Raw genomic sequence first — 15,271 nt, 5'->3', positions numbered from 1 at the left:
GAGCCGATGGGACTATGGGCATAGTATGTTGGCTTTAGCTGCTGAAGCCTCATCTTGCCAATTGATAGCAGAACTTTTGCCTGTTTGGTGCTGATTTGTAGGGCCTGTTTTCATACAAAGCTTTGTTAATTAGACGTAGCTTTCCTGTTGAAGCTTTTTTCGCTTCGTGTTAAAGCTACAATCTTTCAAAGAACTGTCGGTCAGTTTAATACTAGCCAGGTGTTTTTTGTTTGGGTAATGGAACTGCCTTCATGCCTTTTGTCTTGCATTTAGGACATTCCACAGGGTCTTTCCCTGTTAATTGCCGATAAACTTCCATGCCATTGAGCCCTTCTAGCACAGGGAAGTAAGTGATTTTATTAATGATATGATTACAGTCATCCCTAGCCTGTTTAAGGTTGGACAAGGACATAAAGCCAAAATACCTGATTTTGCAAAACCCCTCAGGCAGGACATGCTGCATGAACCTTCTGATAAATTCGCCCGCCTCTAGGCTCATCACTTTTCTCAAGCCACCACATCGGTAGTCTTTATAATTAAAACTTACCTTTCCATTTTGATGGCTCATGATCCGTTGGTTACTTATGGCCACCCTGTGGGTATAATTGCCCAAGTAATTAATCAGATTTTCAGGGCATTTAAAAGGCTTTTCACTGTAGACCACCCATTTGGTCTTGTAGCATTGCTGTTTTAATTGTTCAAAGTGAGTGCCTGCAGGTATTTTGAGTCGGTCATTCTTGAAAGATGCTTCCAGCAGCTTGAGTAAAATACCTCTAAACACAGCACTTAACACCTTCACAGGTAAGAAATAGTTGGGGCTAGAAGGAATCCATTCTCTTCCGTCTTCGGTCAATCCTCCTGCAGGCACTATCATATGGATATGCGGGTGATAATCCAAGTTTTGTCCCCAGGTATGTAATATGGATACCGCACCTGCCTTTGCCCCCAGATACTTTGGGTTCTTCGCGCACTGCATCAAAGATTGACCCGCTGCTTTAAAAAGTGCGCCATAAGTCAATTTTTGATTAATATAAAACAGCTTGTTCAAGCAGTGAGGCACGGTAAAGACCAAATGAAAATATTTGGTGGCAGGCAGGTTTGAAGCCAGTTTATCGACCCATTTGGCCTTTCTTATGAACTGGCATTTTGGGCAGTGCCTGTTTCTGCACGAGTTGTAGGCTTGCTGATTGTGTCCACAATTATCACAGCTGTTAATATGCCCTCCCATGGAGGCACTCCGACATTGGGTGATGGCCTGGTAGGCTTTCTTTTGTACGAGGCAGAGTTTTGTGGTATTCAAATAATCCGCTGCGTGCTCAATGAAGATATCAGCCAGTTCTGTTTTCTGTCTTTTGTTTTCCATCTTCCCATTTTTAAACTTTCATGTTATCTAGAGGGGAGCAAACACTGCCGGGGTCTGGCTTGGTGAGATGTAGATAGACGGTAGTGGTCTTAAGGGAGGTGTGTCCCATAAACTGCTGTATCAGCCGTAAGTTCACGCCTTGCTCTAAGAGGTGCGTGGCAAAACTGTGGCGCAGGGTATGAAAGGATACCGCCTTTTTAATACCGGCAAGCTTGAGCTTATTCTTGACAATTTTAGCCAAGGTCGTCTCTGCCAACGGACGTCCTTTACTGTTTTGAGGTTCAAATAAGTACTTCTCGGGACGTGCAAATTTATAATAAATACGCAGTACCTCAAGTGTCTTGCGTGAGAGCAACGTGTAGCGGTCTTTCTTGCCCTTGCCCTGCATGACCCGCACTTGCATTCTTGTAGAGTCGATATGATCGGGTAACAGGTTCAACAGCTCATTTCTTCTCAAGCCTGCTGAATAGGCCAGCATAATGATTGCCTTATGTTTTAAGTTGCCGTTGACATTGATCAGCCTTTCCATTTCCTCAATGGAGAGGACGATCGGAAGCCTTTTAGATTTTCTAGGGCGTCTAATCTTAAAATCTTCCCATTCCCTGCCTAAAACATCGGTTTGCACTATTTTAAATGCACTGATGTACTGGTTCACAGTAGAGGCTGATAGGCCTTTTTCTATCACCACCTTGTGAAGATAATCTTTAAACTGTGAAAGGGTGATGGTCTCGAGCGGTAAACTGCTCACTTTAGCCAGGTGCGACATCAGTGAACAATACGTATTTACTGTACGAAAACTGTAATTCCGGAATTCCAGCTCTCTTTTCAGATGCTCTAAGGCATTGCTTTTTGTTTGAGTTTTCATAATGGTAACTTGTTTGTTTACCATTACAATTTAATCATACCTCATTTTACCGTTTCCAGGAAGAAACGGTTTAGTTCAACAAGTGAATATAGTCACCCCCTGGTGACTATATATACCTTATGTCAGGCAATCTAATGGATTTTAGCTGATAAAAAAACTGTAAACAGCTGCAGAGCCTTTGAAAAGCCATTAATTGTAGAATTGAACGTATATTAAACGTTTAATTCTACGGTTGCTACAACTCCTATTTCAAAACATCTAGAATAGGATCACCTGTAGCTCCGCTGGGTAAACTTGTTCCCAAAATATGAGCTAGCGTTACTGCTATATCATCAATATTCTGCCTCTTATATGATTTACCCCTTTGGATACCTGAACCATACCAAATTAACGGAACGTGGGTATCATAAGCGTAACCAGTGCCATGAGTAGTTGCTGAGCGAGTTTGATAAAACCAGCCTGGCTCCAATATCAATAATACATCTCCAGATCGTTTAAAGTTATAGCCCATTTGCAAGGCTGAAGCTTTGTGCTCTGTAAATTCCGTGCTTTGCATATCACTGGCGGAATAAGCTTCGGCCACGCCCTCCAATTTTAAGGATTCCTTTACTATAAACTTTCTGATAGCATCCAGGTCAACCTTTTTTTCTTTTATCAAATCATGATTTAAAAAAAACTGCTCATTGGAAAAATCCTCTATCCACTCCACTGCTCCAAATTTTTCATTTAAAGCATTTTCTATATTTTTAACATAAGCTTTGCCATCATAATGATCGGCAGGAATTTTATTGGCTTGCAAATATTCTGGCACTTCTGCACATCCATGGTCTGAAGTCACGAAAATCAGATAATTTCCTTTCCCCACTTCTTGATCTAAGTGTTCAAATAATCTGGTAATCTCCTGATCCAACTTGATGTAGGTATCCTGCACCTCCACCGAACGTGGTCCAAATCCGTGACCAATATAATCAGTAGAAGAAAAGCTTAAAGCCAAGAAATCAGTTACTTCGTCTTTTCCCATTTCCTCTCCTTCCATCGTAGCAATGGCTAAATCGGCTAAAATAGTGTTACCAAATGCAGTATTGGGCAATAAAGCAAAATTTCCGTTTTCGGCTCTCAACTTCTTCAAATTGTAAGGAAATACCGGCTTATCTTTACCTCTCACAGTCATTTCATAAGGCATATCATCCGAAGTGGATTGTGTATATTGTTCCAAAGGCATAGAAAGACTCCAAGTTTGGTTCAAGTATTCATCTGCCAAATTGCGATTATTAAAGGTTTTTAACCATGATGGTAATTCTTCTTGTTCATAATAACTACTGCTCACAAAGTGTCCGTTGCTCTTATCATACCAAAATGATCCGGTTGGATTATGTCCTGCTGGTAGAATAGAACCCCTGTCTTTAATAGAAATACCAACAACTTTTGATTTGAAATTGGTGGCTAATCCCAGCTCATCGGTGATTGTCGTACTCAACATGCGGTGAGGCGACATTAAACCCGCATCTGAAGTAGAACCAATGGTATAAACGGACGTGTCTTCCGCACAATAAACTGAGGTTCTGATATTCTTATCATACCAATTATTAGCAATTATTCCGTGTGTGGCCGGTGTAGTCCCTGTATAAACTGAGGCATGCCCTGGGCCAGTAAAAGTTGGAATATAATTGTAATGGGTATTATGATTATAAAATCCTTGAGAGACTAATCTCTTAAAACCATCCTCACCAAAGTTATCGGCATAACGCTCGAAATAATCATGACGTAATTGGTCAATCACAATACCTACTACCAATTTGGGCTTGCTCACTTTTTGTTGCTGCTTTTCTGCTGGCTGGCATGAAAACAAAATCAAAAGAGCTGCTGCTCCTACTATATATCTTTTCATTGAAATCAAATTATAAATTTCACGCAAATTAAAAATTTGAACTGAGTAATGATAGTATTTTTACATTAAGCTTAGGTAAAGAAAAAAACTCCCTCGCCACATTCTGTGGGTTCCCCGGTGTGGGAGCAAGGCGCTAATCACAAGCAGTTTCCAAAAAATCATCAAAATTCAATCCTTCCTTGAATAATACTTTACCTCTCTTATCAAAATAGGCAATAACAATATAGTTTATTTCTGATAGCCTACGCTCCGCCAGCCAATAGAACTTTCCTTTGCTTTCAAAGGATTTTAGTTCATTGAAGATAAAAGGGATTACCTCCTCGCCTTTTTGATTAAGCACTCCATATCCTGCTCTTTTTCGGATGATAAAATATTTTTCTTCTGCAAGTCTTACTTTTTCGAAGGATTCAATCGCCTCATGTAAATACTCATTCCTATAAATATTTAATATCCCAATTTCACCTTCCTCTTCAACTATGGCGATGGAATCATTAAAATAATCAATCGCTTCAAAATCGGCTTCGATCACGATTTTAGCAGAAATATCACTTATCCCAAATAAATTATCATGCTTGAAAATGTAAAGAGAATCCTTCAAGAACACTTTTAATTTAGATTGAGAGTGTGCTGGAATAAGTTTCAAACTATCTACTATCAATGCCCCGAATTTCCTTTTTTGCAAAATAGGAATCAATCCATTCTCATAAGCTCCAAAAGCCTCCACCTCCTCAATCGGGATAACTATACCTGAAGAATCAATCAGTTGCTTCTTTTTGTTTTGATGAATTTGAATTAAATGTTGAGTTAAAATATTGATGTTTAGATTTTCTCCTTCTTTAATCTTTTTTCCAAAGCCATTAAATAATTGAGAATATCCCTTCACGTTGGTAACTTGTACAAATCGAATTTGATCGCTCACATTCGATAATTCTACATTATAGTTTTTTAGAATTTTAAAGCCTTCGCCCTTTTCTAAATTGATTCTTTTTCCTGATCTAAATAATAAATATTGAGATGAATCTTTTGTTGCGAAAGTCAACCAACTATTAAATAACCTCACGGAATCATATTGAAATTTCGGAAATCCTGTAACACCATTCTCAAAAACTGTCCAAAGGCTATCTTTCTTCGATGCCAATATTCCAAATCTATATTTAAAGTCATCAAAATTTTGATCATATATACTGACTCTATTACTATCTAATACACTATATTTTTTGTTAACATTCTTGATCCAGAACTGGTCAAAATAATCATACTTGGCTTTTTCCAAGGGGAAAACTAATTGCCCTTCTTTGTCCAAAATCGTTTCGTAATCATTGGAATACAACCTCAAATACTGATCGCTAATCCATTCGTAATCATCATAAAGAAAGCTTAAAGACTTTAAATCGTCTTTGGCTGATTTTCTAAAATCATTAGAAGAGGCCACTGCCAAATCATCCCCCCTTATAAAAAAGAACACCTCCTCTTCCTTCCAAATACTATCCATGGTTTGTCTTAAAATAGACTCATTCAAAAGTGAAACCAAATGCCAGCCATCTGTTTCTTTCTTGGCGAAATGGAAATCATTAATCTTTTGGAAGTTCAATGCACTTAGTTGCAAAGCAGGGTTCAAACTAAAATGCTCAATGATTTGCTCCCGACCATAATCATTTATTTTGAAAAACCCGCTACCTAAATAATCAATGGATTTAAAATTTAAATCAGTTAATTGCTGTCCTGTTTTTAAATAAGCTCGTTTTTCACCATTTCTTTTACCTAAAATATAAGGCTTAGTGATAAAGAAACAGGAATCGGGATTAACACTACTAAATTGAAAAGTGAGTAATTGTGCGTTTGTCAAATCATAAAAAAAATAAAGACTATCTCTTTTATGAGTTAATAAGACGGGTGATCTCTTTTGAAAATTTAATCCATCAAGTATTGCTTGTGCTTTTTCAGCAGCCTGAAACTGCCCATACTCATTAATAAATTGTTGAAAATCTATTTCATCCGCTCCGGAGCTTATGATATTTAATAGCTTTAGGGAAGCCTCTTCTGCAAATTCTGATTGAGGCCTTTCGCTTAAATATTCTTTGTACTCCTCTACAGTTTGATTTTGTGTTTTCTTCTCATAATAAAGCGTTTCAAAAACATTTCTCGCTTTTTGAGCTTGAGGAGCCTCAGGATATTTCCTGAAAAATTCACTTACTGCTTGGGTGGTATTTTGAGCTATAGCATCAGTATAAGCTACCTGATTCCTTAAATCTGTTGCCTGTGTCTTGTAAATGAGATATTGATAATTTTCAAGATACTCGTTGTAAGCTTCTTCTGTATTTTTTGACAGTGCTTTTTCAAAAGCCAAACTATCTATGATCATCCCCTGTTTGGCAACAGCGGTACTATCCAATCCCTTTTTTGATAATTTAACTGCTGTTTCCACATCCAAATAAGGCATTGTATCCCTTACCATTTGAATATAAAGATGGGCTGAATCCACCGCCTCGTGAGACCAAACGGGATGACTAAAATATTTGGCCAACATAAAATGTGTTGCAGGATTTTCGGGTTCCTTTTCTATTGCCTTGTCAATTCGCTTTTTAGCTTTGGCTAATTCATTTTTCCCTAAAAATTTATCCGCATTCAACGCTATGTTTACACAGGAAGTCAATAGTGAGCTTATAATAAGTACAAATAGAAAATTCAGAATTTGACGCATACACCTCTAAAAAACGCAAAACCTTTAAAAATAATGAACAAAGTTATAAATAATTAATAAAGCACCGATTGCGATTGACCCCAAACTACAAGATTTAAAAAGTGAACTTCTGATAATAATTGCCAATTGCTCGCTAAATAGTATATTGCGCATTGTTTTTTAGGCAGGTATACAACTATGGATAAAATAGCCATTATAGATTTAGGCACAAATACTTTTCATTTACTCGTTGTAAAAATCGACAAGGGTGAGGAAAACATTATTCACAAAGAAAAAATAGCTGTGAAGTTAGGGGAAGGTGGAATAAGCGAAGGTAATATCAGCAAATCTGCCGAAGAGCGGGCACTAAAAACAATGCTTTACTTTAAAGATAAAATCAATGAGCTGCAAGTGGAAAATATTTTCGCTAGTGCCACATCTGCCATGCGTAATGCTGAAAATGGCAAAGAAGTCATGTCAAGAATTTATGACGCTACAGGCATTTCTATTCAATTAATTTCAGGCATGGATGAGGCGAAGTTTATCCATCAGGGCGTTAAAAAAGCTTTAAAAATTGGTGCTGAGCCTGCTTTGATTATGGATATAGGAGGTGGAAGCGTTGAATTCATCATTTGTAACCAGATAGAAGTTTTTTGGATGCAAAGTTTTGAAATTGGTGCTCAAAGACTATTGGATAAATTTCATAAACATGATCCTATCCAACCAAAAGACATAGAAAAACTGGATGACTTCCTAAGAAAAGAATTGGCTGAACTTAAAGTAAAAATGGACATCTATCAGCCTCATCATTTGATCGGTTCTTCCGGTACTTTTGACACCTTGGTAGATATCAATTACCAAGAAAAAGGACTTGAAAAACCAGATGATGTATCTTTCTCCTTAAACCTTGACGACTTTGACCAGATTTTTAATGAAATCATTCATAAAACAAGAGCGGAAAGAATGTCAATTCCCGGTATGATTGAAATGCGTGTGGACATGATTGTTGTAGCGGTTTGTTTAATTCAATTTCTGATTGAAAACAATGATTTTATAGATATTAAAGTATCGACTTACGCACTGAAAGAAGGATTATTGGATGCTATATTGTCAAATGAAATAAAATTATCCTAATGGATTTATTCGATCATAATTCATTACAGAATTTCGTTAAGGAAGTTTTTATTCAAATGGGTTGCCCGAGCAATGAGGCTGCGGAAGCTTCCGAGGTTTTGGTCAATGCCGACTTAAGAGGGGTTGATTCGCACGGAGTCGCCCGATTACATGGCTACATTAGATTATGGGAAGAAGGCAGAATTAATGCTAAACCTAATATAAAAATTATTCATGAAACGCCCAGTACTGCTGTAATTGATGGCGATAAAGGATTGGGCTTGGTTGTAGCGCCTTTCGCTATGAGAATTGCCATGGAAAAAGCCGAGAAAGTAGGCACAGGCTGGGTATCTGTTAAGAATTCCAATCATTATGGAATAGCCGGTCATCACAGCATGATGGCTCTAGAAAAAGATATGATTGGCTGGTCCATGACAAACGCAAGTCCGTTGGTAGCTCCTACCTTTTCTAAAGAAAGGCTATTGGGAACTAATCCAATATCAATTGCAATTCCTACCAAAAATCAACCACCTTATGTTGCGGATTTTGCAACTACCACTGTTGCAAACGGAAAATTAGAAGTACTAAAGCGGAAAAATCAAGAGGCTCCGCTAGGTTGGGTACAGGATAAAGACGGTAAAGGAACGACTGATGTAGAAGCCTTAAAGAAAGGTGGTAGTATGCTGCCATTAGGTGGCTCTAGAGAACATTCTGGTCATAAAGGATATATTCTGGGGTCAATAGTTGACATCTTCTCAGCAGTGCTCTCTGGCGCCAATTACGGGCCATGGGCTCCACCATTTGTCAGTTTCCTTCCGCTTAAAGAAAATCCTGTAGGTGAAGGCCTAGGTCATTTCTTAGGCGCCATGCGAATAGATGCTTTCCGACCGGCTGATGATTTTAAATCTCATATGGATAATTGGATTGAGACATTCAGAAAATCAGAAACAACTGGAGAAAATGATAAAGTGCTTATTCCGGGAGATCCGGAAAGGGAAATGAGTGCAGAAAGAAAAGAGAATGGTATTCCTTTATTGCCAACTGTAGTGGAAGATTTGAGTCAGATAGGACAAAAGTTTGGAATAGACTATCAAGACTATTTCCATTAAAAATCTTCTCTTTTTTCCAATTCCAAATCGGTTATTCAGAGAAATAAAGATTGACAAGTTAAATTGTAAACCCTACCCTTAACACAAAAGGGGAATTGTATGGAGAGCGAGAAACATCATAAAGTAAATTATACAAGGCCATTACGGTAGCTCCTGCTCTATTTCCGATGGGTTGAAAATAGCCACCGCCTATGAAAAATGCTGGCACCCATGCCCTGCCTAACTCATAACCATTTGAGGTATTATAAATAACATCTAAATTTATATTCTCATATTCCGAGTATCCGAATAATTGCTGTGAAAAGTTATATCTTCCAAATAGCTTTGCACCATAGATATTGGTTTCATAATCAGGAACTCTATTCCCTCCTCGTACCCTGAAATATTGATAAATTCCACCAACACCAGCTGAAAGCCTCTCATTAATCATGTAGCCAACAATTGGTGAAGCTTCTATATGCGTAAAAGTACCAAATTGAAGACCAAAATTCCCACCGAAATATAAGCGATCCATGAATCCCGAACTTTCATCAACATATTTTTGTGCTGAAGAAGTATGATAAGAGGTAACTCCAATAATTACAGCTACAATTAATTTTATGAATTGCTTTTTCAAGGTTATTTTTTTTCAACAATAACGAATAAATCTTCGGATTCTTTCTTCATCAGGTATCTTTCTCGAGCAAATTTTTCCAATAGTTCATCATCACTCAACAACCCTTCTCTATCCATCTCTACCTCTTTGATTTTCTCTTGGTAATATTCTTTCTCCTTTAATAAATCATTGTATTTAGAGGATAGTCTCCATTGCGAAATCAAATCATTTCCGTCAATAAATAACATCCAAACAAGGAAAGTCGCAGTAGCTATGAAATAAAAATTTTTAAATATTTTCGGAATTCTATCCATGATCTCCATTACCAATTAATACTTTAAAAGTAATATAAAAAAGTGAATTCGCCTAAAAGTAAAAAAGGCTACCAGTGAAACCACTGGAAGCCTTTTCATTAATAAATCAAAAAATTAGAAATTGATTCCTGGGAAATAAGCCATTTCTCCTAGTTCTTCTTCAATTCTTAACAATTGATTATATTTTGCCATTCTATCTGAACGAGAAGCAGAACCAGTTTTGATTTGACCAGAACCCATAGCCACTGCTAAATCAGCAATGAAGGTGTCTTCAGTTTCTCCAGAACGGTGAGAAATTATATTTTTATAAGATGCTTTATCCGCCATTCTGATGGCATTGATAGTTTCCGTCAAAGTACCAATCTGATTTACTTTAATTAAGATAGAATTACCAATCTTCTCATCGATTCCTCTTTGTAATCTTTTAGTATTGGTAACAAATAAGTCATCGCCAACCAATTGAACAGTTCTACCTATTTCACGGGTAAGTTTTTCCCAACCTTCCCAATCATCTTCTTGCATTCCATCCTCAATAGATAGAATCGGATATTTATCTGTCCATCTCTTCCAATAAGCAACCATCTCTTCCGAAGTTAACTCTTCACCAGTGCTTTCAAACACATATTTCTTCTTGCCTTCATCATAGAATTCTGAAGCGGCAGCATCTAATGCAATAAAGATATCTTCTCCTGGTTTATATCCTGCCTTTTCGATTGCCGTCAAAACAACTTCTATAGCTTGCTCATTTGACTCGATATTTGGAGCAAAACCACCTTCATCACCCACATTGGTAGATAATCCCTTGCTTTTCAATACTTCCTTTAAATGGTGAAAAACAGTAGTTCCCATTCTTAATGCTTCAGAAAACGATTCAGCATTAACAGGCATTACCATAAATTCCTGAAAGTCAATTTTATTGTCAGCATGACTTCCACCGTTTAAAATATTCATCATCGGGACTGGTAATGTATTTGCATTAACGCCTCCAATGTATCTATACAATGATTGTCCTGAAAGTTGAGCGGCAGCTTTGGCACATGCCATTGATACTCCCAAAATAGCATTAGCACCCAGCTTTGCTTTATTATCAGTTCCATCTAATTCGATCATGATCTTGTCGATAAGATTTTGCTCAAAAACAGAAAAACCAATTAGCTCTTCTGCAATTGCGCCATTAACATTATCAACAGCTTTCAAAACACCTTTGCCCATGAAAATGGACTTATCTTTATCTCTTAACTCTACAGCTTCATGAATTCCAGTACTTGCTCCAGATGGAACTGCCGCTCTTCCAAAACCTCCATTAGAGGTAAAAACTTCTACCTCTACTGTAGGATTCCCTCGTGAATCCAATATTTGTCTTGCGTGAATGTTTTCTATTATACTCATAGTTTTATTAGTTGATTAATGAAATAAATTGGTCGAATAAATATCTAGAGTCATGTGGCCCAGGTGATGATTCGGGATGATATTGCACGGAAAACACCTTTTTATCTTTCATCCTCAACCCTTCAACCGTATTATCATTTAAATTAATATGTGTGGAAACAACCAAGTCAGAATTCTCAACATCCTCAGTAACTACACTAAAGCCGTGATTTTGAGAAGTCACCTCACTTCTTCCTGATTCCTTATTAAAAACAGGCTGATTTAGACCCCTATGTCCGTTATGCATCTTGAAGGTCTTTATACCATTAGCTAAGGCAATTAGTTGATGTCCAAGACAAATACCAAATAATGGTTTGCCACTTTCAATGATTTGTTTGCTATTATTGATAGCATTAGTCATCACTGCAGGATCACCAGGTCCATTTGACAGGAAATATGCTTGCGGATTCCATCCTTCAGTATCTTGAAAATCGGTATCTGAAGGAAATACTTTACATCTAAATCCTCTATCAACTAATTGCTTCAAAATGCTGCTTTTAATACCATAATCCAAAACAGCAAGTTTGATCCCATCATCTGTCCCGATTTCATATGCTTCTTTTGTGCTTACAAAGGAAGAAAGTTCTAGTCCTTCCATAGAAGGCACTTTGTCTAATTCTCTCTGCAACTCTTCCAGATCTGAGATTTCTGATGAAATAATGGCATTCATGGCCCCTTTATTTCGAATGTGCCTCACGATTTTTCGGGTATCAACATCGCAGATTCCAGGGATTTCATGTCCTACAAGATAATTATTTAAATTGTCAACTGCTTGACCTCTACTATAATCATCAGAAAATGCGTTAATCACCACCCCGAAAATTTTGGGACTATCAGATTCCGATTCTTCAGGATGGACACCATAGTTACCGATGTGAGCATTGGTATTCACCATAATCTGCCCATAGTAAGAAGGATCAGTATATACCTCTTGGTAACCGGTCATCCCGGTGTTAAAACAGATTTCTCCACCCTTAGTGCCTGAAAATCCAATTGATTTGCCATGGAAGACAGTTCCGTCTTCTAAAAGTAAAATTGCTTTGTTCTTGTTTTTATACTTCATCAGATATCATTCTGAAATTGAAAATGAATAGGAGCTATAATTTATTCGAGACAAAAATAAATAAAAAAAAAGGGATTGAATAAATATCCAATCCCTTTTATTAAATCTATTAGGAGAAAGATTACTCATCTCCTTTTTTTTCATCCTTTTTGTCGTCAGATTTAGACTCCTTCTTTTCAGCTTTAGGAGTTTCCTCTTTTTTTGCTTCAACTTTCGGACTCTCTTCTTTCTTAGCTTCTGCTTTAGGAGCATCCTCCTTTTTGGCTTCAGCTTTAGGAGCATCTTCCTTCTTTGCTTCTTTCTTAGGTGCTTTTTCCTTAGCCTCTTTTAACTCAGTAGAAGCATCTTCAGACTTTGCAGAAGTAGCTTTAGCTCCACTTCCTCTACGGCTTCTTCTTGTAGTTTTCTTCTTCTCTTTAGCTTCGCCACCTAACAACAACTCATTGTAATCAACTAGCTCGATCAATGCCATTTCTGCATCGTCACCAAGTCTAGATCCTAATTTGATGATTCTTGTATAACCACCTGGTCTGTTAGCAATTTTTGTAGCTACTTCGTCAAAAAGCTCTTTAAGTACTTCTTTATTTTTTAAAGAAGAAAAAACTACTCTTCTGTTATGTGTTGTATCTTCCTTAGATTTGGTCAATAAGGGCTCAACATACTTCCTTAATGCCTTAGCTTTCGCAACAGTTGTAGTAATCCTCTTTGAAAGGATTAAAGACCCAGCCATGTTAGACAACATCGCATTTCTGTGTGAAGCAGTTCTACTTAAATGATTAAATTTCTTACCGTGTCTCATTGTCCTTATTCTTCGTCAAGTTTGTATTTGGATAAATCCATTCCAAAGGTTAACCCTTTATCAGCTACCAACTGCTCTAATTCTGCTAAAGATTTCTTCCCGAAATTTCTGAATTTCATCATGTCAGAAATCTCAAGTGCTACTAGATCACCTAATGTTTTTACATCCGCTGCCTTTAAGCAATTATATGCCCTAACAGAAAGATCTAAATCATTAAGAGCCGTTTTTAGCAATTTGCGCATATGCAACATTTCCTCATCTACAGCTTCCGGCTCATCAGATCCGCCTGCATCCAATACCATATTTTGGTCAGAGAATAGCATAAAGTGCTTAATCAAAATGTTTGCTGCTCCTTTTAAAGCAACTTCTGGATGAATACTACCATCTGTCTCAATATCTAAGACTAATTGTTCATAATCAGTCTTTTGTTCAACCCTAGTATTTTCAACGCTATATTTTACGTTTTTGATAGGAGTGAAAATTGAATCGATAGCGATATAATCCGTAGCTTGATCCATTACCTTATTATCCTCAGAAGAAACATATCCCCTGCCCTTCTCGATAGTCAATTCTATCTCAAAATTTACTGATTCATCCATATGACAAATCAACAACTCAGGGTTTAAGATCTCATAAGCTGTAGTGAATTTATTAATGTCACCTGCCTTGAATTCCTTAATATTCTTAAGAGAAATATTGATCTTGTTGTCAGCAACATCCGCTATCTTCTTAAATCTCACCATTTTCAGGTTTAAGATAACTTCAGACACATCCTCAACAACACCTTCCACTGAAGAAAACTCATGCAATACACCAGGAATTTTGATCCCTGTTATAGCATAACCTTCAAGTGAAGACAACAAAATTCTTCTTAAGGCATTACCTACAGTAACACCATATCCTTTTTCTAACGGTTTAAATGTAAAAAGCCCGTGAAAATCATCTGCTTTTTCCATTGCAACCTTTTCAGGCATTTGGAATGCTAAAATGGACATATTATAAAATTTCTTTAAATTAACTTATTATTTTGAGTACAACTCGACAATCAGTTGCTCATTAATATTCTCCGGAATATCTTCTCTCTGTGGCGTATTAACAAATTTCCCAGACATGGAAGACTTATCAAATTCTAACCAAGAATATTTTGATACTGTATTTGATGAAAGACTGTCAGTAACTGCTTCAAGAGACTTTGATTTCTCTCTAACGCCAATCACATCTCCTTCTTTCACTTGGTATGATGGAATATTTAAAATCTCACCATTAACCAAAACATGTTTATGACCTACCAACTGTCTTGCTGCTCTTCTAGTAGGAGCAATTCCTAACCTAAACACAACGTTATCCAATCTGCTCTCCAATAACTGAAGCAAAACCTCTCCAGTAATACCTTTCTTTCTTGAAGCCTTGTCGAATAAATTAGCAAATTGTCTTTCTAATACACCGTATGTATATTTAGCTTTTTGCTTCTCCATAAGCTGAACAGCATATTCCGACTGTTTTCTACGTCTTCCTCTGCCATGTTGGCCTGGAGGATAAGCTTTCTTGGATAATGCTTTACTTGCACCAAAAATAGGTTCGTTAAACCTTCTTGCAATTTTGGATTTTGGTCCTTTATATCTTGCCATTTTCTTTAATTACTTAAGCGATGAATTAAACCCTACGTCTTTTAGGTGGACGACATCCATTATGAGGTAATGGAGTAACATCCTTGATCATCGTTACTTCAATACCTGTATTTTGTATAGTCCTAATAGCAGAATCTCTACCTGCTCCAGGTCCTTTAACGTAAACCTCTACTTTTCTAAGGCCTAAATCATAGGCAGTTTGTGCAGCATTTTGAGCTGCAACTTGGCCAGCATACGGAGTGTTCTTTTTAGAACCTTTGAACCCCATTTTTCCGGCAGACGCCCAGGAAATAACTTGACCTGTAGAGTTTGTCAATGAAATAATGATGTTATTGAATGAAGCCCTGATATGTGCTTGTCCAATAGCCTCAACATTAACAACTCTTTTTTTAGCTTTATCTTTTCTCTTTTGAGCCATGATCTAAT

Annotated in this window: 14 protein-coding genes; 2 read left to right on the top strand and 12 right to left on the bottom strand. The window is 37.1% G+C overall.

Translation table 11 applies throughout. The features are described from left to right. Positions 1-211: 211 nt before the first annotated feature. The 4 genes from Q3Y49_RS09330 to Q3Y49_RS09315 all read right to left on the bottom strand — a co-directional run bounded on the left by Q3Y49_RS09330 (position 212) and on the right by Q3Y49_RS09315 (position 6,769). The gene (locus Q3Y49_RS09330; RefSeq protein ID WP_303272045.1) at positions 212-1,363 is read right to left on the bottom strand and encodes an IS91 family transposase; all 1,152 of its coding nucleotides are present in this window, start codon (positions 1,361-1,363) and stop codon (positions 212-214) included. 10 nt (positions 1,364-1,373) lie between these two features. Beyond that, the gene (locus Q3Y49_RS09325) at positions 1,374-2,228 is read right to left on the bottom strand and encodes a tyrosine-type recombinase/integrase (RefSeq protein ID WP_303272044.1); all 855 of its coding nucleotides are present in this window, start codon (positions 2,226-2,228) and stop codon (positions 1,374-1,376) included. 244 nt (positions 2,229-2,472) lie between these two features. Beyond that, positions 2,473-4,116, bottom strand: a complete 1,644-nt coding sequence (pafA, locus tag Q3Y49_RS09320; protein ID WP_303272043.1) for an alkaline phosphatase PafA — start codon at positions 4,114-4,116, stop codon at positions 2,473-2,475. Between the two features lie 133 nt (positions 4,117-4,249). After that, a complete protein-coding gene (locus Q3Y49_RS09315) occupies positions 4,250-6,769 on the bottom strand; it encodes a tetratricopeptide repeat protein (RefSeq protein WP_303272042.1) in 2,520 nt (839 codons plus the stop codon). A 225-nt stretch (positions 6,770-6,994) separates the two neighbouring features. On the opposite strand from Q3Y49_RS09315, the gene Q3Y49_RS09310 reads away from it, so the two are divergent. Together Q3Y49_RS09310 and Q3Y49_RS09305 are read left to right on the top strand one after the other, a co-directional pair. After that, positions 6,995-7,930: a Ppx/GppA phosphatase family protein gene (locus Q3Y49_RS09310; RefSeq protein ID WP_303272041.1), complete on the top strand. Its 936-nt coding sequence runs from the start codon at positions 6,995-6,997 to the stop codon at positions 7,928-7,930. Continuing rightward, positions 7,930-9,018, top strand: a complete 1,089-nt coding sequence (locus Q3Y49_RS09305; protein WP_303272040.1) for an Ldh family oxidoreductase — start codon at positions 7,930-7,932, stop codon at positions 9,016-9,018. Before Q3Y49_RS09310 ends, Q3Y49_RS09305 begins: the two co-directional genes overlap by 1 nt. Positions 9,019-9,076: 58 nt before the next feature. Here Q3Y49_RS09305 and Q3Y49_RS09300 read toward each other — a convergent pair whose 3' ends face one another. The 8 genes from Q3Y49_RS09300 to rpsK all read right to left on the bottom strand — a co-directional run bounded on the left by Q3Y49_RS09300 (position 9,077) and on the right by rpsK (position 15,263). After that, on the bottom strand, positions 9,077-9,634 hold the full coding sequence (locus Q3Y49_RS09300) for a hypothetical protein (protein ID WP_303272039.1): 558 nt from the start codon (positions 9,632-9,634) through the stop codon (positions 9,077-9,079). 2 nt (positions 9,635-9,636) lie between these two features. Next, complete coding sequence (locus tag Q3Y49_RS09295) at positions 9,637-9,927, bottom strand: FtsB family cell division protein (protein WP_437439979.1); 291 nt, start codon at positions 9,925-9,927, stop codon at positions 9,637-9,639. Positions 9,928-10,041: 114 nt separating this feature from the next. After that, positions 10,042-11,316 (bottom strand): phosphopyruvate hydratase, encoded by a 1,275-nt coding sequence (gene eno / locus Q3Y49_RS09290; protein ID WP_303272037.1) that lies wholly within the window; start codon positions 11,314-11,316, stop codon positions 10,042-10,044. Between the two features lie 7 nt (positions 11,317-11,323). Continuing rightward, positions 11,324-12,418: a glutamine-hydrolyzing carbamoyl-phosphate synthase small subunit gene (gene carA, locus Q3Y49_RS09285; protein WP_303272036.1), complete on the bottom strand. Its 1,095-nt coding sequence runs from the start codon at positions 12,416-12,418 to the stop codon at positions 11,324-11,326. A gap of 121 nt (positions 12,419-12,539) precedes the next feature. Continuing rightward, the gene (gene rplQ / locus Q3Y49_RS09280) at positions 12,540-13,217 is read right to left on the bottom strand and encodes a 50S ribosomal protein L17 (protein ID WP_303272034.1); all 678 of its coding nucleotides are present in this window, start codon (positions 13,215-13,217) and stop codon (positions 12,540-12,542) included. Between the two features lie 5 nt (positions 13,218-13,222). Continuing rightward, entirely contained in the window at positions 13,223-14,212 is a 990-nt protein-coding gene (locus tag Q3Y49_RS09275) for a DNA-directed RNA polymerase subunit alpha (RefSeq protein ID WP_303272033.1), read from the bottom strand. 27 nt (positions 14,213-14,239) lie between these two features. Beyond that, entirely contained in the window at positions 14,240-14,845 is a 606-nt protein-coding gene (gene rpsD, locus Q3Y49_RS09270; protein ID WP_303272032.1) for a 30S ribosomal protein S4, read from the bottom strand. Between the two features lie 25 nt (positions 14,846-14,870). Continuing rightward, on the bottom strand, positions 14,871-15,263 hold the full coding sequence (gene rpsK / locus Q3Y49_RS09265; protein WP_303272031.1) for a 30S ribosomal protein S11: 393 nt from the start codon (positions 15,261-15,263) through the stop codon (positions 14,871-14,873). Between the last annotated feature and the right edge of the window lie 8 nt (positions 15,264-15,271).

The sequence above is a fragment of the Marivirga harenae genome (assembly GCF_030534335.1).
Lineage (GTDB): Bacteria > Bacteroidota > Bacteroidia > Cytophagales > Cyclobacteriaceae > Marivirga > Marivirga harenae.
This window is presented reverse-complemented; position numbering and strand designations above follow the sequence as displayed.

Coding starts and splice junctions, on each gene's coding strand:
- Q3Y49_RS09330 (WP_303272045.1), bottom strand. CDS start 1,363: ATGGAAAACAAAAGACAGAAAACAGAACTGGCTGATATCTTCATTGAG.
- Q3Y49_RS09325 (WP_303272044.1), bottom strand. CDS start 2,228: ATGAAAACTCAAACAAAAAGCAATGCCTTAGAGCATCTGAAAAGAGAG.
- pafA (WP_303272043.1), bottom strand. CDS start 4,116: ATGAAAAGATATATAGTAGGAGCAGCAGCTCTTTTGATTTTGTTTTCA.
- Q3Y49_RS09310 (WP_303272041.1), top strand. CDS start 6,995: ATGGATAAAATAGCCATTATAGATTTAGGCACAAATACTTTTCATTTA.
- Q3Y49_RS09305 (WP_303272040.1), top strand. CDS start 7,930: ATGGATTTATTCGATCATAATTCATTACAGAATTTCGTTAAGGAAGTT.
- Q3Y49_RS09295 (WP_437439979.1), bottom strand. CDS start 9,927: ATGGATAGAATTCCGAAAATATTTAAAAATTTTTATTTCATAGCTACT.
- eno (WP_303272037.1), bottom strand. CDS start 11,316: ATGAGTATAATAGAAAACATTCACGCAAGACAAATATTGGATTCACGA.
- carA (WP_303272036.1), bottom strand. CDS start 12,418: ATGAAGTATAAAAACAAGAACAAAGCAATTTTACTTTTAGAAGACGGA.
- rplQ (WP_303272034.1), bottom strand. CDS start 13,217: ATGAGACACGGTAAGAAATTTAATCATTTAAGTAGAACTGCTTCACAC.
- Q3Y49_RS09275 (WP_303272033.1), bottom strand. CDS start 14,212: ATGTCCATTTTAGCATTCCAAATGCCTGAAAAGGTTGCAATGGAAAAA.
- rpsD (WP_303272032.1), bottom strand. CDS start 14,845: ATGGCAAGATATAAAGGACCAAAATCCAAAATTGCAAGAAGGTTTAAC.
- rpsK (WP_303272031.1), bottom strand. CDS start 15,263: ATGGCTCAAAAGAGAAAAGATAAAGCTAAAAAAAGAGTTGTTAATGTT.